The sequence below is a fragment of the Mesorhizobium sp. SP-1A genome (genome assembly GCF_032460275.1).
Lineage (GTDB): Bacteria > Pseudomonadota > Alphaproteobacteria > Rhizobiales > Rhizobiaceae > Mesorhizobium.
The window spans coordinates 234,460-251,460 of sequence record NZ_JAVXZD010000006.1; the positions used below are offsets into that span (position 1 = coordinate 234,460).

At 64.8% G+C, this 17,001-nt stretch carries 17 protein-coding genes; all 17 read right to left on the minus strand.

Annotated features, from left to right (window positions below; genetic code table 11):
* Positions 1 to 39 precede the first annotated feature (39 nt).
* The 17 genes from QU595_RS24540 to QU595_RS24620 all read right to left on the minus strand — a co-directional run bounded on the left by QU595_RS24540 (position 40) and on the right by QU595_RS24620 (position 16,794).
* Positions 40 to 1,083: a toprim domain-containing protein gene (locus QU595_RS24540; RefSeq protein WP_315926864.1), complete on the minus strand. Its 1,044-nt coding sequence runs from the start codon at positions 1,081 to 1,083 to the stop codon at positions 40 to 42.
* On the minus strand, positions 1,083 to 5,432 hold the full coding sequence (locus QU595_RS24545) for a strawberry notch family protein (protein ID WP_315926866.1): 4,350 nt from the start codon (positions 5,430 to 5,432) through the stop codon (positions 1,083 to 1,085). Before QU595_RS24545 ends, QU595_RS24540 begins: the two co-directional genes overlap by 1 nt.
* Before the next feature lie 156 nt (positions 5,433 to 5,588).
* Positions 5,589 to 6,233, minus strand: coding sequence for an antitoxin of toxin-antitoxin stability system (locus tag QU595_RS24550; RefSeq protein ID WP_315926868.1), 645 nt, complete (start codon positions 6,231 to 6,233; stop codon positions 5,589 to 5,591).
* Positions 6,226 to 6,642, minus strand: coding sequence for a hypothetical protein (locus tag QU595_RS24555; protein ID WP_109614952.1), 417 nt, complete (start codon positions 6,640 to 6,642; stop codon positions 6,226 to 6,228). The genes QU595_RS24550 and QU595_RS24555 overlap by 8 nt, the downstream gene beginning before the upstream one ends.
* A 70-nt stretch (positions 6,643 to 6,712) precedes the next feature.
* The gene (locus QU595_RS24560; protein WP_109614951.1) at positions 6,713 to 6,907 is read right to left on the minus strand and encodes a hypothetical protein; all 195 of its coding nucleotides are present in this window, start codon (positions 6,905 to 6,907) and stop codon (positions 6,713 to 6,715) included.
* 9 nt (positions 6,908 to 6,916) lie between these two features.
* Positions 6,917 to 7,318, minus strand: coding sequence for a hypothetical protein (locus QU595_RS24565; RefSeq protein WP_315926871.1), 402 nt, complete (start codon positions 7,316 to 7,318; stop codon positions 6,917 to 6,919).
* A 63-nt stretch (positions 7,319 to 7,381) separates the two neighbouring features.
* Positions 7,382 to 7,939: a hypothetical protein gene (locus QU595_RS24570; RefSeq protein WP_109614949.1), complete on the minus strand. Its 558-nt coding sequence runs from the start codon at positions 7,937 to 7,939 to the stop codon at positions 7,382 to 7,384.
* Positions 7,940 to 8,037: 98 nt separating this feature from the next.
* Complete coding sequence (locus tag QU595_RS24575; RefSeq protein ID WP_109614948.1) at positions 8,038 to 8,406, minus strand: thermonuclease family protein; 369 nt, start codon at positions 8,404 to 8,406, stop codon at positions 8,038 to 8,040.
* Positions 8,407 to 8,581: 175 nt separating this feature from the next.
* Complete coding sequence (locus QU595_RS24580; RefSeq protein ID WP_170125248.1) at positions 8,582 to 8,746, minus strand: hypothetical protein; 165 nt, start codon at positions 8,744 to 8,746, stop codon at positions 8,582 to 8,584.
* 425 nt (positions 8,747 to 9,171) lie between these two features.
* Entirely contained in the window at positions 9,172 to 9,468 is a 297-nt protein-coding gene (locus QU595_RS24585; RefSeq protein ID WP_109614963.1) for a hypothetical protein, read from the minus strand.
* Positions 9,465 to 9,731: a DUF6117 family protein gene (locus QU595_RS24590; protein ID WP_109614964.1), complete on the minus strand. Its 267-nt coding sequence runs from the start codon at positions 9,729 to 9,731 to the stop codon at positions 9,465 to 9,467. The genes QU595_RS24585 and QU595_RS24590 overlap by 4 nt, the downstream gene beginning before the upstream one ends.
* Before the next feature lie 69 nt (positions 9,732 to 9,800).
* Positions 9,801 to 10,277, minus strand: coding sequence for a hypothetical protein (locus QU595_RS24595; protein ID WP_315926879.1), 477 nt, complete (start codon positions 10,275 to 10,277; stop codon positions 9,801 to 9,803).
* 105 nt (positions 10,278 to 10,382) lie between these two features.
* The gene (locus QU595_RS24600) at positions 10,383 to 12,530 is read right to left on the minus strand and encodes a chromosome partitioning protein ParB (RefSeq protein WP_315926881.1); all 2,148 of its coding nucleotides are present in this window, start codon (positions 12,528 to 12,530) and stop codon (positions 10,383 to 10,385) included.
* Positions 12,531 to 12,664: 134 nt separating this feature from the next.
* The gene (locus QU595_RS24605; RefSeq protein WP_315926883.1) at positions 12,665 to 13,054 is read right to left on the minus strand and encodes a hypothetical protein; all 390 of its coding nucleotides are present in this window, start codon (positions 13,052 to 13,054) and stop codon (positions 12,665 to 12,667) included.
* Between the two features lie 166 nt (positions 13,055 to 13,220).
* Entirely contained in the window at positions 13,221 to 14,168 is a 948-nt protein-coding gene (locus tag QU595_RS24610) for a hypothetical protein (protein ID WP_315926885.1), read from the minus strand.
* Positions 14,168 to 15,121: an ArdC family protein gene (locus QU595_RS24615; RefSeq protein WP_315926887.1), complete on the minus strand. Its 954-nt coding sequence runs from the start codon at positions 15,119 to 15,121 to the stop codon at positions 14,168 to 14,170. The genes QU595_RS24610 and QU595_RS24615 overlap by 1 nt, the downstream gene beginning before the upstream one ends.
* 296 nt (positions 15,122 to 15,417) lie before the next feature.
* A complete protein-coding gene (locus QU595_RS24620; RefSeq protein ID WP_315926889.1) occupies positions 15,418 to 16,794 on the minus strand; it encodes a hypothetical protein in 1,377 nt (458 codons plus the stop codon).
* Positions 16,795 to 17,001 lie beyond the last annotated feature (207 nt).

Genomic DNA, 17,001 nt, shown 5'->3' on the forward strand with positions numbered 1-17,001 from the left:
GCGCCGAGCCGGGCCGTGCCTCCGGGGCCGATTACACCCTCACCCCTCCATGAACCGGCGGGCGTCTTCAGGACGAAGCTGATCCTTCAGGGCCGCCCCGAGGGCATCGGCGCCGTGGCGTCGCAGATCATCGTTGAAATCGCCCTCGCGCGGCGTGAGCGATATCGCCTCGATCCCGAAGCTCGCTGCTCTGGTGAGTAGGCTGTCTCTGGCACCGTCCCCGGCCGGGTCGCGATCGCACAAGACATAGAGCCGGCGCAGGGACGGCGGGAACAGGATGGCAGCGAGGTGAGCGGCCGAAAGCGCCGCCAGCATCGGCATGCGGGGCAGAACCTGACGGGGCGACAGCACGGACTCGATGCCTTCGCCGACGGCGAGCACCTCATCGGCGGCGCCGAAGCGGACCCCGTGCCCGAGAAGGTCGCCCATCGCCCGCCGCGGTGTCTCGACAGCCGCCTTGCCGGAACCGTCCGGGGCGAGCCAGGTGCGATGCACGCCGGTCTGATGGCCGGCCAGATCGGTGACGGCTGCAACGAGCGCCGGCCTGATCTCGGTGGGCGAACGCTCGTCAGGTCTATAGTAGCACCGGGGATGGAAGCGCAGTGCGGCGGTGCCGGAGAGGGAGGTGATCGCTCGCCCGCTGAGGTAGATCTCCGCAAGCGTGCCGCGGATCGGCTGCGCCATGGCGAAGAGACGACGCGACGCTTCAGGCGAACCGGATGCCACGCTGGACGTGTTGCCGGTCGGCGTCCTCGTCTTTTCCGGCTCGGGATGCGGGAGAGCGAGGAAACGGCGCGCTTCCTCGGCCACGTCCCTGAAGTCGACAAGGCCAAGCGTCTCGCGGATGACGTCCAGCAGATCGCCATGTTCCCCCGTGGCCATATCGGTCCATTTTCCTGCCGCACCCTTGCCGCCCTCCGGGCCGATCAGGCGCACGAACATCGAGCGGCCGGGATTGTTCTGCACATCGCCGACCAGCCAGTATCGTCCGGCGCGATGGCCGGACGACAGGTAGTGACGGCAAACCGCCTCGGCCTCGCGGCCCAGACGGATCGCCAGCTCGGATGCGTCGTGCCGGGGCATCAGGCCGCCTCCCGCTCGCCGATACGCTCGACCGGCCAGCGGTCGAGGACTTTGGCGAGAACGGCAGAGCCAGCCGCATCGACGGGTACGAACATGCGCAGCTTCCAGGAGATGATCTCGTGAAAGAGGCCATAGGCCCGAAGCCGGTCGCGCATCGTGTCGGTGAAGCCTGACAGCTCGATCCGGTTGGCACCCATGACCCGGACCCGGCGGAGCTGGAGCCCCTCGGCAAGATCGAGGATCGTCCGGCCTTCCATCAGCGCGGCGAAGGCATCCTCCGGTGTGACCTTGGCGATGCCGGTCGTGGTCGCATTCGCGGCCCAGGCCGGCGAGACCTTGCGGCCGATGATGCGCTCGCCCGCATCGGTCTGGAGCCGATAGACGCGGGTGGAGTCGTTGGGCAGACGCTTCCAGATCGGCAGCAACAAACCCGTGACCATGTGCAGGGTGCTGTCGGCAAATTCCGGCACCTCTGCAACTTCGGCCTCCCAAGCCGATGCGAAGGCGTCCCGCTCGGCCTCGATCCAATGGGTCTCGCCCATCATCCGGACCGGCACATTATGGGCTTCCATCGGCCGGATGAGGCGGACGCGGCGTTCGATCTCGCCATCGTCCAGCATGACGCTGGTGGTGGGGATCTGCACCGCCGCGCGGCCCGAACGCTCGTTGATCAAGAGCTTCGCGCGCGGGTCATCGAGTTCGGCCAAGGCGCTATCCAGCGTCACCGGCCGGTTGCGCTTGCGCTCGGTGATCGTCAGCAGGCTGGTCTCGGCCCCGGTGCGGGGGTGGGTGTAGATGACCTGCCGGTCGGTGACGATGAAGCTCTCGGCGCGCAGGGCCTCCAGCCCGGCGTCATAGGTGCCGGAAGCGATGGCGCCCTCGATCCGCGCCGTCAGCAGCCCTTCAAAGGCGGTGAACAGCACGCCCTGAAGCTCGATGGTCAGCGCCAGCAGCCGGTTCAGGAAGGTCGTGATGCCGGGCAGATCGTCCTTGATGCCGTTGCTGTCCATCAGCTTCAGGCCGGTGGCGGCCTCGAACCGCTGAAGGCTGCAACCCTCGACCTTGCCGCGCACCAACAGCAGGTAGAGTTGGCGGAGCGCGTCGCGCGCATAGTGCGATTCCAGATTGTCCTCGGGCCGGAACAGACCCTGGCCGCCGGTCTGGCGCTGGCCGCGCGTGATCGCGCCCAGCGTGTCGAGGCGACGCGCGATGGTCGAGAGGAAGCGTTTCTCGGCCTTCACATTGGTCGAGATCGGCCGGAACAGCGGCGGCTGCTTCTGGTTCGTCCGATGCGTGCGGCCGAGGCCCTGAATGGCAGTATCCGCTTTCCAACCGGCTTCGAGCAGGTAATGGACCCGCAGCCGGGTGTTCCTGGCCGAAAGCTCGGCGTGATAGGATCGGCCGGTGCCACCGGCGTCCGAAAAGACCAGCACCCGCTTGGCGTCGTCCATGAACGCCTGGGTCTCGGCCAGATTGGCCGAACCCGCGCGGTTCTCCACCACCAAGCGGTCGATGGTGATACCGCGCTTGCGGACGATACGTCGCGAGCGTCCCGTCACCTCGGCCACCGTGTCGGTGCCGAAATGCTGGATGAGCTGGTCCAGCGCGCCGGGAACCGGCGGCAGGCTGGCAAGGCTGGCAATCATCTCGTCGCGACGCGCCACGGCCTCGCGGCTCTCGACCGGCTGGCCATCGCGATAGACCGGGCGCGAAGACAGATTGCCTTCTGAATCCGTGAACGGCTCGTAGAGCTGCACCGGGAAAGAATGGGCGAGGTAGTCCAGGACATATTCGCGCGGCGACAGGTCCATTTTCAGGTCGCCCCATTCCTCGGTGGGGATCTCCGCCAGCCGCCGTTCCATCAGCGCCTCGCCGGTCGAGACGATCTGGATGACGGCCGAATGGCCCGCTTCCAGATCGGCGGTGATGGACCGGAGCAGCGTCGGGGTCTTCATGCTCGTCAGCAGGTGGCCAAAGAACCGCTGCTTGGCAGACTCGAAGGCCGAGCGCGCGGCGGATTTTGCCTGCCGGTTCAGCGTGCCGGAGCCGCCATCGCCGCCGGTTATATTGGCGGCCTGCATCGCCGCATCCAGGTTGTTGTGGATGATCGCGAAGGCATCGGCATAGCTGTCGTAGATGCGGACCTGTTCCGGCGTCAGCTCGTGATCGAGAAGTTCATATTCGACGCCTTTGAACGACAACGACCTCGCCGTGTAGAGACCGAGCGCCCGCAGGTCGCGGGCCAGCACCTCCATCGCCGCCACGCCCCCGGCTTCGATGGCCTCGATGAACTCGGCACGGGTCGAGAACGGGAAATCCTCGCCACCCCACAAACCCAACCGTTGCGCATAGGCGAGATTATGGACGGTGGTAGCGCCGGTGGCCGAGACATAGACGACGCGGGCCTGCGGCAGGGCGTGCTGAAGGCGCAGCCCGGCGCGGCCCTGCTGGCTGGCGGCAACGTCGCCGCGTTCTCCCTTGCCTCCGGCAGCGTTGGCCATGGCATGCGCCTCGTCGAAAATCACCACTCCATCGAAGTCTGAACCCAACCATTCGACGATCTGCCTGACCCTGGAAACCCTTTCTCCGCGATCATCGGAGCGCAGCGTGGCATAGGTTAAAAATAGGATGCCCTCGCCCAGCGTGATGGGCTTGCCTTGCGGGAATCGCGACAGCGGCGTGACCAGAAGCCGCTCCATGCCGAGCGCCGACCAGTCGCGCTGTGCATCTTCCAGCAACTTGTCCGACTTCGAGATCCAGACCGCCTTGCGCCGGCCCTGCATCCAGTTGTCGAGGATGATGGCGGCGGATTCCCGGCCCTTGCCGACGCCCGTGCCGTCGCCGATCATGAAGCCCTGCCGGAAACGGATGGCGCTCGTGGCACCCTCCGACGCGGCCGACAGGGTGTCGAAGGTATCGTCCACCGTCCAGGCCCCGGCGAGGAACCCGGCATGGGCCTCGCCGGCATAGATCACGGTCTCCAACTGCGCCTCGGACAGCTTGCCGAGAATGTCCGTAGGCAGCGTGGGCCGATAGCTGGGCTTTGGCGGCGCGATGCTCGCCATCGAGGCGGATTGCACGAGCTGGGTCGGATGCGCCTGTGCCCCGGCGATGCAGATCGTCTGAAGGCCGTAGTCCTCATAGATCGCATCGGAGAGGCGGTCTGCCTCGGCCGGTTCCCAATCCACCGTCTCATAGGCGAGCGGCACCCCCTCCGGCTCGGCAAGCGGCGCAGCGGATGCGGTCTTCGCTGCCCAGTTGACATAGCCTCGCACGGTGCGCGGCGCGGCCAGTCGTGCCACCGGCACGGCCAGGCCGGGATCGACCGGCAGCCGGGCCGGAAGTTGGTCCGCAAACCAGCCCATCAGCGTGGCGACATCCGGGGCGACGCCGGGCGCTGCCGGAAACACCGCCGGATCTTCGGCGGGCAGCTTGTCGATGATGGTGAGTCGTGTCGGGACGGTCGTGCCGTGTTTGGCATAAACCGAACCATCGACGGCGGCGGAGAAACTGACGCGGCCACGCTCCTGCAGCCGGGTCCAAGAGGCGGTCCAGGCCGGATTGTCGGGCGCGAAGCTTGCCCCGGTGATGGTCACGAGCCGCCCGCCGGGCGCCAGGCGCGCCAGCGCCGAGGCGACATGGCGGAAGGCGGCATCGGCCATGCGGCCCTCGACGTTGGCCATGACCGAGAACGGCGGGTTCATCAGCACCACGGTCGGGATCAGGCCGGGATCGAGGTGGTCATCGAGCTGGGCGGCGTCGAAGCGGGTGACAGAAAGGGCCGGGAAGAGGGAAGACAAGAGACCGGCGCGGGCCTCGGCGAGTTCGTTGACGAGCAGCGTGCCGCCGGCGATCTCGGCCAGGATGGCGAGGAGCCCGGTTCCGGCCGAGGGTTCCAGCACGCGATCGGCCGGCGTGATCGCCGCAGCCGTCGCCGCCGCGAAGCCGAGGGGGATCGGGGTCGAGAACTGCTGGAAGGTCTGCGCTTCCTCCGACCGGCGCGTATGCGTCGGCAGAAGCCCGGCGATCTTTCCGAGCTGGGACAGGATCGCAGCCGGGGAATCGGCTTTGCGGAAAAGCGGCTTTCCGTATTTGCGCAGGAAGAGGACGGTTGCGGCCTCGCAGGCGTCGTAGGCCACTTTCCAGGTCCAGGCGCCGGTGGCGTCGGAAGCGCCGAAGGCCGCTTCCATGGCACCGCGCAGCGTGGCGGCATCGATGCGCTGGCCACGTTCGAGATGCGGCAGCAGAAGCCCGGCCGCGGCGAAAACGCGCTCCGCGGTGTCGGCGTCATGGTCGAGCGCCAGCGGCGCGGTTGCGGATACCGCCGCGGATGCGGGGATCATGTTCATCGGGGATTCCTCGGGAGAGCGGAAAGGATCGAGCCGCACAGCGCTCTCTCTCGACCGCACCGGCTCAATCTCTTTCGGCCACCCTCTCCCTCTCAAGCCGTGGCGATAGCCGGCATGAAGCAAGCGCCCAGCCGTCAGGCGGGGCGCTTGTCGAAATCAGCCGAACTGGCGGCCAGAGCCGGTGAAGGTGTAGTCGTTGGCGATCATGCTCTCGTCGACCGCCTCATCCGAGGTCAGGTATTCGTATTCGCGCTCAAGTTGGCGATAGAGCCAGCGGGCGAGATCGCGCAGCACCTCGATGACGATATCCTCGGCATCGGCGGTCATGTCCTGCCAAGCCGGGCTGTCGCGGGTGACGGAGATCGCCATGCAATACTCGTGGTGGTAGTGGCCGCGATGGGTGGCTTCGGCACGAAGCTGGTAGAAATTCCGCCGCTGCACGGCCTGGAGGGTGTCAGCGATGCCGTGCAGCGTGGTATCCTGCGGTGCATAGGCCCGGATCGCGGCCGAGGCGTTCTTCCGGTAGGAATAGGAACCTTCGAAGCAGGCACCATCGCCTTGCGACCAGAAGCCCGAGAAGAAGATGCGCGGTTCCTGGCGCGACCCGCCACCCATGAGGCGGACGGTGCGGGTCTTGAAGTCGATGCCGAGGATCTCCGCGATCTGCCGGAAATCCTCATAAATGGCATCATACCACTCATAGTCGAAGCCGCCCTTGCGATACCAGGCACGGGCCTTGTCCTTCGCCTCGTCGGAAAGCTCGTTGAGCCGATAGACGGTGGTTTCGATGACTTCAGGCATAGGGGTCGCCTCCGTCCAGGACGATCTCCAACCAACTGCCACTGTAGATCCAATCCACCGTCTTGCCGGTGGCGAGATCGAGGACATGCGCGCCACCGCCAAAGGCGTTAACCCTGGCCTGCGAGCAGGTGGTTGCGTACTGGAAGCCCCATAAGCCGGTCAGGCCGAACGCGGCCGCGCAGCGCTTGACGAACTGGATCACATGCTCGGGATCGCCGGTCCCATCGTCGCGCATCCAGAGCTGGGTGCCGCCATGCTCGGGCTGGATCGACAGAAGAAATCCTTCCGAAGGAGGATCTTCGGCGGCGTTTTCCTCCGACAGCGCGTTGTAGAGGTCGAGCGCATGGGCGGCGTTTGCCGGGGTGCCTACGTCAAGCAGGCAGGAGAAATGCGTGAAATAGTTTGCCATCTCAGACTCCTGAAACGAGAAAGCCCGGCGCGAGGCCGGGCGAGGATGAAGGACGGTGACGCGGCTGGCCTCAGAGGCGGAATTGCATCACGCGCCATTGCGCTTCGGCATGGTGGCGCAGCATCTCGCGGTAGAAGTTTTTGCGCGCATCCCGCCTGCCCGGATCGTGCAGAGCGGTTCGAGCCAGCTTCCGACGCGCGGCGCGGATGACGGAGCGGTTGCCGTCCCAGACCCGGATGCCGAGGCGCAAATAGGTCGAATACATCGCGGCCTCCTAGACGTTGATGCGTTCGCAGAGGGCATCGATCCGGTTGAGATCGAGGCCGGCATGCGCACCGTCATTGGTGAGGATGCCCCCGAGTGAGGGGTCGATGTCGCTGCGCGCAAGGGCAAGCTGAAGCAGCCGCAAGCCCGTCAACAAGGCATCGCGCTCCTGGGCGGTGACACCGATGGTCGAAAACGTCTCGATGGCCTCTCCGTCTGCCAGCAGGCGAACGCCACTGTGCTCGTCGATCTCGAAGTCGTCGAACTCTTGCGTATAGCCGGTGGCATGCCATTCGCCCTCGTAGTGGACACTTTGGGCGAGATCGCGAGCCGCATCGGGCGTCTCGGCCTCAAGGATGGTTTCATAATAGACGAAGGCGTCATGGCTTTTGCTGACGACAAATTTTGGCATGGGAAAACTCCATAGGACCGTGCCCGGCGAACCGCCGGGTCAAGGGGTGGAAATGGGAAAGGGTCACGCGGCCTGCGGCAGCCGCAGAAGCTCGGCGGCGGTCACGCGCCAGCAGGGATCGACCAGCCGCGCCTCGATCAGGCTGGCGCGAAAACGATGATCGCGGGCTGCCGCGTGATCGCCCCGGCCGGAGGCGGCGAAGGCCAGCCCGCGCAAGCGGCTGGCTTCGATGATGATGCGGCGGGCCTCCGCGTCGGAGGCGACGGGCTGTTGCCAGAGGACGATTCCGGCCCGGATCTCGCCGCCGAGAACCAGGCCGAGATCGCCGTCCTGAATGACGATGACACGTGGGCGAAAGCGCAACGTCTCGTCCGTGCCGACGTTGATATCGCCATGCGCGACGCGCTGGCTGGCGAGGATCATGGCTTCTTCGGCGGATGCGGATTGGCCGATGACGACCGTGCGGTCGAATTCATCGGCCTCGTCGAGGCCTTCGTAACCGGCGGTGCCGATGCAGGAGAGGCGCAGCGGCACCTTCTGCGCATGGCGCAGCCGAGGCAGCACCTCGCGCGTGATGATGTCGCCGATTGAGGTAAATCCGGGGTGGCGGGAAAGGGTCATGGGGCTTACTCCACGACGGGCGGCGGAAGCCTCTCTCCCGCCTGCAACCCGTCACGGCCAACCGGCCCGCCCTCTCACTCTCTTGTTGTCGGGGTGGATCAGCACCACGGTTCACGGCGTCCCGCCCAGGTTCGGGCGAGTCCCTCGCTGACGAGAATGTCTCCGACATCTCGGCCCTCGACGCGGATCACCGCCAGAGTCCGGCCATAGCGGTCAGTGCCTTGGCGCAAGATTTCCACCCGCCGGCCGTTCAGAAGCTCTGCCAGTCTGACCTTCGATTGCAGCGCGAGGCCGGATTCATACGCGCACGGCCCCTCGATCTCGGGGGCGTCGATGTTGAAGATCCGGACGGTCTCAGCTTGCCGCGTCGTGCTCAAGCGGATGGAATCGCCATCCCAGACCCGGATTTCGGCCGGTTCGCAGGATGCCGTGCAGAGCAGGACGGAAACGACAATATGGCTGAACATGGCGAATGGCTTTCATCTTGAAGGAGCGAAATCGGCATGATCACCGACGGTTCTTTCCTATGCGGGTCGAGATCGCAATGCAGATTGGCACGGAAGCGGCAATCGGCGGCAATTGACGGGAGAAGGCCCGACGGTGCCTGGGTGCCGGGCCGTCGGGTTGAGGCGCGTTCGCGCCTCAACTCCATGGATCGAGTTCCAGCTTCACCATCTCCTCGTCGCCGTCGAACTCGTCGGCGGGCATGGCGGCATGGGTTCCGTCCCCGGCCTGAAACACGACAATCGAGACCATCAGCGTGGAAGCGAGGCTGGCGGCGAAGGCGATGGCATCTGCATAGGACATGGGTTCCGGCTCCTGTCTTTGGAGGCGGGGGACCATCCCCCGCGCGACAGGCGCCCGAAGTGTCCGGCCGGATCTGCAATCACCCTCGCGCGTTCGGGCATGTGCCCCGAATCCGCGAGGGCGGCACGCTCGCGTAAGCCGACCCCTTGCGGGTTGATTGACGAAGAGACGACCGAACCAAGGTTCGCGAATGGAAGCGGGGGATGGTGCCTTGCCTCTGACGGGATGCCGGGAAACCATCGCAGTTGCCTTTCCGCGCCAGCCTCGTTTCCACGCTGATTTCCCCGATGTGTTTCAGGCCGGGGATGGAATCCGCTGTTCCGCAGCGAGAAGCTGACAGCACAATAGTGAAGCTGGACCTCGATCCATCGCTGCCTGTGCAGCGATACCCGACGGCCCGGTGACAAGTGCAAGGTGCGCGCCGTTCAGTTCCAGAGCCCATCCGCGATCTCGCGGACGATCATCGCGCGGGCATTCATCATCACATCGTCGCCGGAGGTGTCGATATGACCGTAGAATCGCGCCCGCGCGCCATGTGCGGTCCAGTCGGTATAACGGCAGTATTCGCGGGCATCGAGCCGGAAGGCGCGCATGTCCTCGGCCCAATGCGGCTTCGGCTCCACGACGACGGTGAGGCCACCGCGCGTTTCCTCCCAGGGAAGCGACCGCTCCGAGGGTGGATTGCGGCGGTCGTCGGCGAAGATTTCATCGACGGTGATCATGATGCGCCTCCTGTCTCGGGTTGCGAGAGGAAGCCGGTCGGGTTGCCTGGGTCCGGCGGCAGATATGCGTCATAGGGGTTGCCATCGGCGAGATGGCCGAACGGGGTGAAGACGTAATCCCCGGCCTCGCGGCCCACGGCGCACAGGACGTAGCGCACCTCGCGGGTTTCGGCGTCGAGGCACTCCATCAGCGCCAGATTGCCGTCACCGGCAGCGCGGAGCAGAGTGTTGAAATTCGTTCGGACGGGATCGGGAATAGCCATGATGTTCTCCTGAAACGAAAATGGCCCGCCGTCGAAGGACAGCGGGCCATGTGGATGGGGTTGCGATGATCACGCGGCGGCGCGACCCTCGATCGCATCGGCGCCAACCTCGTCGGCCGTGATCTCCTCAAGACGGGCGCGGCTGTATCCTTTTCTGGCCAGCCAGAGTTCGGCCGCCTCGCGGCTCTCGGCGAGATGCAGCAGCTCGACGTTTTCGCCGACATCCTGCAAGATGCGGACCTGACCGATCTTCGGGCGCTCGATCACGCGGAACTTCAGATCGCTGTCGATGCCGTAGCTGCGCATGATGGTGATGAGGATGATGCCGTCTCCGCCGAAATCGCCCTCATGCAGGGTGAAGGACGGCGGGGTGTTATAGGTCGGCCGCTCGCGGCCCGGCGTCTTGCGGACGAGACGGCCGACACCGTTGCGGGATTTCCACGCGGCGAGCTTTTTCGTGAAGCGCGCGGGCGGCTTCGGCTGGCCGTCGCTGTAAGCCACAAGCGAGCCGAGCGGCGCGATGTCGAAGATGAGGGAAGCGGTCATGAAGCTGATCTCCTGAAACGAAAATGGCCCGGCGGGGAGCCGGGCCTTGGAGTGGAAGGGGGAAGGAAAGCGGGGCGACCGGGGGGGCCGCCCCGCCGGGATACGTCACTCGGCGGCGACGAGGACAACCGGATCGGCATCGGTGGCAACTTCTTCATCGTCAGCGGCGAGGAAGTCGGGCAGCGCCACGCCATCCTCGTCCTGATCGATCGCGCCATCCACGATCTGCGCGTCCATGGCGGGGCGCAGCGGCTCCGGCAGCCAGCCAGTATCGGCCAGGAGCCTTTCGGCCTCCTTCGCCATATCGCCCTTCTTGAGGTGGGCGATGAGATCGGCTGCGCGATCACCCGCGCCCTCGCGCACCGCTTCGAGGATTCGGCTCTTGGTGACACGGCCCAAGTAGTTCTCGACCGTGGGTTTCCAGCCCGCCTCGACGAGATCAAGGCCGGTGGCCTGAGCAAGCCGTTCCGCCTCGGCCATGCGGCGGTCGAGACCGTGCTGCGAAATGCCGTTGCCCGAATAGGGGTTGGGCCGTTCGTAGAGGGCGTTGACGCCGAAGCTGACGCAATGGGCGAGCAGCGCGAGACGGCTCGCATCGTCGAGACCGTCGATCCAGTCCCAGAGCCGGTCGTCATTACCGGAGGGAATGTCGCCCCGCCAGACGTCGGCGCGCTCGTCGATCAGCTTCGCGGCGGCGCTGTCCGCGAGCCCGGTCGCATCAGCCGGGAGGTGGATGTGACGCACCGCGGCATAGAGGCTTGTCCCGGAGGTGGAGGTGCGCTCGAAGGTGTCAAGGACCAGCTTGTGCAGCAGGGCCGTCATGGCGACATGCGGATTCTCGGCGACCGCATTGCGCAGCGCCAACGTCCGCCAGGCGGTCAGGTCGATAATCAGCCGCTCGGGCAGCGGCTTGACGGCATCGTCCTCCTCTTCGTCACTCTCCGGGACCGGCTCGCCACCGACGGTGATGACGGCACGCTGCACGGCGTCGGGATCGGTCGGGTTCGCCGGATGTCCGGCATCCTCGCCGTCGACGGTCTCGGGTTGCTCATCCTCGGGGCGAACATAACCGCTGCTGACAATCAACTCGCCGTCGCGGCCGATGCTGACGAACACGCCGGCACGGGCTACGTCTTCCGGAGCGAAGGTGACGGGCCGGTTCTCGAACGCTTCCAGCTCGCCTTCGATTTCCCCGAGCCGCTGATCGACCTCGTCGGGCAGTTCCTCGGCCTCGGCGTATTGCGATTCGAGTTCGTCATACTCGTCGCGCAGCGCCTCGCGGACGGCCCGCTCCTCGTCGGTCAGTTCCTGGGTCACGCCGACCAATCGGCACAGGCCGTTGGTGTAGCCGTAGGGAAGCTCGACGGCAGCGTCGATCCATTTCCAGCCCTGACCCGCGATCTCGTCGGCGACAGAACGCAGTTTCTCCTCGACCAGACGGTCGAGAAGCGTGACGTCCTGCAACCAGCCGCCGTTCTCGTCGGAAAAGAGATCGCGCAGCACCGGGCCTCCCGCCGCCTCATAGGCATCAATGCCGATGAAGAGGGCGCGCTTGTCGGCGACTGGAACCGTGGTCTCGGTCAGCATATTGCGGATCTGCCAGGGCTCCTTCTGCCACGACGTGCTGACGCGCTCCCAGACCTGCTGCTGGCGCTCGTGGTCGGGGTTGACGGTGAAGGCTTCCAACATCGCCAGCGTCATCTCGTTCCGCGCATAGGCATCGTGCAGCGTCGGCGCGACCGTGGCGAGGCGAAGGCGCTGCATGATGTAGCGCGGTGTGGTCCGCCAGGCATCGGCGATCTCCTCCTTGGACATGCCCATGTCGAACATCCGCTTGAACGCCTTGAACTGGTCAAGCGGATGCAGGGCGAGGCGCAACAGGTTCTCGGCCAGCGAGTCGTCGACGGCCGAGGTCTTGGCATCGGCTTTCTTGACGATGCAGGGGACGAGCCCGTCGGCCGGGAAACGACCGGCTTCCACGAGGCGCGCGATGGACCTGTAACGGCGGCCGCCGGCGGGTGTCTCGAAATCGCCGGTCTCGTTGCCGTCCTCGTCCAACACGGCGCGGACATTGAGACCTTGCACGAGATCCTCGCGGCGCTCGATGTCATGGGTAAGGTCGTCGAGGCCCGCCTCGACGTCGATCTCGCGGACATTGCTGTCCGAAAGGCTGATCCGGTTGAACGGAATGTCCCGTGCCCGCGAGAAGACGATCATTGCGGGGGTGGACTTCTTCTTGGCAGCTTTTGCCATCGTGGTTTCTCCGCGACGGACGCCGAGAGCCTCTCTCTCGACCCTAAACCCGTCACGAAGCGAAGCGCCGCCCTCTTGCTCTAGAAGGTAGCGCCATCGCACCGGCATCGGGTATTCAGGGCCGGAACCCCATCTCAGTCGGCTTCGGTGATCTCCTGCGCGATGGGATGGTGCCGACGGTCGAAGACCGTCGCCGGGCCGTGATCTGCATGTTGAATGGCACCTTCGATAAAGGAGTGCTGCGGATCGAACGCCTGATAGAAGGCGTCGAGCGCAGCCTCCTCGTCCTCGGCTTCGACCTCTTGGACGAAGCAGACCCACATCGCCCGTCGCTGACGGACGAAATAGCGGTTCAGAGAGGGGATGCACTCGAACACCTCATTGATGTCGCCATCCAGCTCGGCCGCTTCGAACTGTTCGATAGCGTGATCGCGATCCTCACCATCGCAGATCCAGGATTCGTTTTCGGAGCCGTAGCAGACGAGGAAAACTTTCAGGTAAGTCCGAGATTGATTGTTGGTCATCGGGGTTGCTCCGTGACGGGCGGCCGCGAGTCTCTCTCCAGCCTCCAACCCGTCACGAGGCGAAGCGCCACCCTCTGACTCCAAAGGGACGGCGCCGCAGAACCGAGGGACTGGAAAGCCGCAAAGCAGGAAATCCGGCTTTGCGATTGCGTGGGTTTCAGGCGGGTCAAATTCCGCACATACCCTCACATTCATTCGGCCAGAGATCGAGCTGGCCGTGGTCGGTGGCCTTCGAGAGATCGGCTTTGTCGAGCGGGGCGGCGGAGCGGTGCAGATAGACCTCGCCGCGGATGCCCCGGAAGCCGGTGCGAATGGCGGCATCAACCGATACGGCGTCCGCCCAAGCCTCCGGGTCATGGTCGCGCAGGCGCCGCCAATGATCATCGGAATGGAACGGGCAGCCGATGCAGGCGCTCTTGGGCGGTATGGGATAATCATGCCGTTCCAGCCAACGCAGGCAATCCAGGCGGGTCATGCCCTGCTCGATCAGCGGCCAGCGGTTGACCTGCCATGCCTCGAACGAGGGTTTCATGCGCAGAGCCTCGTCGAGCGAAATCCCGATCCATTGCTCAGCGATCGGCGAGGCGGGCGAGCGCCGCCCGGCGATACCAAGCATCTCACGCACCTTCCGCCGGATCGGCACGATCTTGTAGTCCCCGGTGCATTGGCGGCGGATCATGCCGATGCCGACACGCTCGGTCGCCACGATGCGGGAGCCGACGACGACGAGAGCGCCGTTTCCGTCCTCGTCATAGACGGGCAGCTCGGTTCCGGCTGGCGTCACCGTGCGGGTGAAGGCGGGGATCGAGGCCCATCGCTCGCCGCGTGCGCCGGCGATGAGGTCGGCGCGCAGATCCCCGGCCGAGACGATATGGACGGGGAACGGCAGGACATTGGGCGACCGCAGCCAGTCGAGATACTCATAGACCGCCTTCGGCTCCCAGCCGGTATCGGCGAAGACCGCGCAATCAGGCATGGGGCCGATCTCGCCATGCGCGGCCATCAGCGCCAGCGTGGTGGACTGGACGCCGGCGCCGAGGCTGAGGACGCGCAGCCGGATGTCGGCCGCCTGCGCGGGATCGGGAGCGAAGCCTGGAAAGGCGAGCGCACTCATCACGCCGCCTCCCGCTCGTCGTCGGCCGTGCCGATCCCGTCCACATCGGGCAGGAAGGACAGAATCCAGTCGGCGGCCTTGCTGGCCTGCGAGGCGGCGCGGACGATGGCGCGGTTGTCCTCACGCAGCACCTCCAGCCAGGAACCGATGTAATCGGCATGGCGGACAGTCGGCACGATGCCGAGCGACGCGCAGCAGAAGGCGGCGTTGATCTCGGCCACCAACTCCTCGAAGGCGTATTTCTTCGTGCCGAAGGAGCCGGAGAAATCGCGGTCGAGGCGGGAGGGGTGTCCGGTGGCGTGACCGAGTTCATGCAGCGCCGTCCGATGCCAGTTGATCGGCTCGAAATACGCCTGCGGAGGCGGCACCTGCACGAAGTCCTGCGAGGGCATATAAAAGGCGCGGTCGCCGCCGATGCGGAAGTCGATGCTGGTGGCCCGAATCAACGCCTCGGCACGCGGCTCGATCAGGCCGGGCGCGGGCGGCGGCGCGGCAACGGCGATCTCCTCGGGCAGCCCGTCGCATTGGGCGGCGTTGAAGACGGTGAACCGCTTGAGGAACGGGATGCGGTCCGGCTCGTCTCCGGTCTCGCGGGCGCGTCGCTTCTCGTCCTCGGGAGTGAAGCGGTCGGCATAGACGACGGTGGTGCCGCGTTCGCCCTTGCGGACATTGCCGCCGAGCGAGAGCGCCTGGCGGAAGGTGAGCCAGCTCTGGCCGGGGAAGCCATGCTCGATGACGGCGCCCCAGAGGATCAGGACATTGATCCCCGAATAGCGCCGGCCGGTTGCGGCGTTCTGCGGCATGGCGAGCGGCGCCTTGACGGCCGCCGCGCCCCAGGGCTGGACCCAGGGCAGACGCCCGGCCTCCAGCTCGCCGATGATCTTGTCGGTGATTTCGTCGTAAAGGCTCGCCCGGTCGGGGCCGGGGCACGTGCGGCGATCCTGTCTGGTCATCGCGGTTCTCCGCGACGGGCGCCGGAAGCCTCTCTCCCAGCCCTCAACCCGTCACGGAAAACCCGTCCGCACTCTCACTCTATAGGGGGCGTTGCGGGGCAGGCTGTGCTAAAATTCACCAATCGTGCGAGCGCAGCGAATGATTTTCTCGCTCTATGGGATATGGCTTTTGGCTGTTTTCGACCTCATCTCTGTCGTTCCAAGGTCACCGACGGCCTCCCGAAAGCCGCCGTTCCTGGCAGGACCAACTGTCGGCGTGATCGGGCCATTCCAGACTGACTGGTTCCGGAGAGCGGTCATGGGATAGCCCTCTGCTGCCGCGAAAACCGGTGATAGTCTGTCGCTGAGCCCTTTGCTACGACGGGAAGGGATACGCCGAGATCCTTGAGGGTAAGCAGCATGAGCAAGTCCGTAATAGCTAGCTTCTCCTCGTAAAAGCCCGCCAGGTTTTCCCCGCTCTTGAATGGAGTGGTATGAAACATTTCTGCACGGCGCTTATTTATGCGCTTGGCGAGCAACTCTTCAAAAGAGAAGCCCTCCGCGTTGATCGACTCTATCGCCCTCCCGATCAAGGCCGGCAGTCCCGGTGACTTCTTGTCTTTCACATCGAGATGCTTCTTTGCGAACTCGACTAAATCTGGGTCCGGCGCTTCGTCGACGTACGCCCAGAACGCTTGCGCGAGATGCTCGTAGCTGAGCTCGCTGTCATTCTTGAAGCGCGCTTTTACCAGCTCCTCGAAAACCGGCATCACGGCAGCGAACTGATCATTCAGAGTGGCGCCGAACCACTTGGAATATTGAATGGCGTGGATTCGGCTGTCCAACGAGACGCGAGCTGACATATAGGCCTTCAGCAGCACCTCAAGGCTAGCGCCGTCGCGGCCACGCATATGCAGACGTTCCAGAGGATGTGGAGCTTTTCCTTCCAGAGCGTAGGCACCGCCTATCCTCAATCCTGATATCGGCTCTGGCGACTGGGGATCTTCTTTCGGCCGCGGCTTCAGAAGTTGGAACACGGGCATTGGAGGACGATAGCCGACAAGGAACCCGAACAGGGATTCCAAACCGACGCAAACATCCATCACATACGAAAGCGATCTCAACTCCTCAAAGCGCAGCCGGAACACTGTTCTCGTTCGCAACGAATGCTCGTCGTCACCTCGGCTAAACTGGCCGTATGAAGCGACTTCAACGGTTCCAAGACTGTCGACGACGCAGGTATCAACTGAGGGTTCAGCCAGATCGATACTGCGCGTGCGGAACTGGTCGTCGCGTGTAGGTCGAATGAGGTCGCTACCATACCAAGCCGAGAACGATCGCGACTCGAACGATACTGAGGCAAACAGTGCCTCGTTTTCATCGTCGACGCAGGTCCCTTCGAGAAAGGCCTGAAAGGACCCCGCCAACTTGGTCCGTGGGAAGTGATGGTTCCCAGGCTCGACCCGCTCTACCAGAGGTCGGACAAGTGTGGCCTTCTTTTCAAAGTCGACCAGACCGATCACTGGTGCTGCTTTGCCAAATACCCCGGTCGCGTACGGAAATGCGTTCTCTTCGACAATACGGATGGCCTCAAAACGCCATTGGCCCATTGCGTTGGCGTCGGACCAGATGCGACCAGTCCATGCGCCATCTTCGGACTCCTCCGGGAAGTAGATCCATCGCTCAGTCTGCATTGTGAAACCTCGACGCTGTAGGATTGTTCAACTATTTGGCGTAGCGTTCCCGATCGGCGGCCTCGGCGCTAGAGCATCCCTTAGACATCGCCGCCGACCGTGGGCCGCTCAACGAGTCAGGCGGCGCAAGAGCGAACGTCGATCATCGGTACGGTGGCGAGGTTCTGGAGCCATGCCATCAGCTCGAGACGAAATGCGGTGGCCAAA

Coding starts and splice junctions, on each gene's coding strand:
- QU595_RS24540 (WP_315926864.1), bottom strand. CDS start 1,083: ATGCCCCGGCACGACGCATCCGAGCTGGCGATCCGTCTGGGCCGCGAG.
- QU595_RS24545 (WP_315926866.1), bottom strand. CDS start 5,432: ATGAACATGATCCCCGCATCCGCGGCGGTATCCGCAACCGCGCCGCTG.
- QU595_RS24550 (WP_315926868.1), bottom strand. CDS start 6,233: ATGCCTGAAGTCATCGAAACCACCGTCTATCGGCTCAACGAGCTTTCC.
- QU595_RS24555 (WP_109614952.1), bottom strand. CDS start 6,642: ATGGCAAACTATTTCACGCATTTCTCCTGCCTGCTTGACGTAGGCACC.
- QU595_RS24560 (WP_109614951.1), bottom strand. CDS start 6,907: ATGTATTCGACCTATTTGCGCCTCGGCATCCGGGTCTGGGACGGCAAC.
- QU595_RS24565 (WP_315926871.1), bottom strand. CDS start 7,318: ATGCCAAAATTTGTCGTCAGCAAAAGCCATGACGCCTTCGTCTATTAT.
- QU595_RS24570 (WP_109614949.1), bottom strand. CDS start 7,939: ATGACCCTTTCCCGCCACCCCGGATTTACCTCAATCGGCGACATCATC.
- QU595_RS24575 (WP_109614948.1), bottom strand. CDS start 8,406: ATGTTCAGCCATATTGTCGTTTCCGTCCTGCTCTGCACGGCATCCTGC.
- QU595_RS24580 (WP_170125248.1), bottom strand. CDS start 8,746: ATGTCCTATGCAGATGCCATCGCCTTCGCCGCCAGCCTCGCTTCCACG.
- QU595_RS24585 (WP_109614963.1), bottom strand. CDS start 9,468: ATGATCACCGTCGATGAAATCTTCGCCGACGACCGCCGCAATCCACCC.
- QU595_RS24590 (WP_109614964.1), bottom strand. CDS start 9,731: ATGGCTATTCCCGATCCCGTCCGAACGAATTTCAACACTCTGCTCCGC.
- QU595_RS24595 (WP_315926879.1), bottom strand. CDS start 10,277: ATGACCGCTTCCCTCATCTTCGACATCGCGCCGCTCGGCTCGCTTGTG.
- QU595_RS24600 (WP_315926881.1), bottom strand. CDS start 12,530: ATGGCAAAAGCTGCCAAGAAGAAGTCCACCCCCGCAATGATCGTCTTC.
- QU595_RS24605 (WP_315926883.1), bottom strand. CDS start 13,054: ATGACCAACAATCAATCTCGGACTTACCTGAAAGTTTTCCTCGTCTGC.
- QU595_RS24610 (WP_315926885.1), bottom strand. CDS start 14,168: ATGAGTGCGCTCGCCTTTCCAGGCTTCGCTCCCGATCCCGCGCAGGCG.
- QU595_RS24615 (WP_315926887.1), bottom strand. CDS start 15,121: ATGACCAGACAGGATCGCCGCACGTGCCCCGGCCCCGACCGGGCGAGC.
- QU595_RS24620 (WP_315926889.1), bottom strand. CDS start 16,794: ATGCAGACTGAGCGATGGATCTACTTCCCGGAGGAGTCCGAAGATGGC.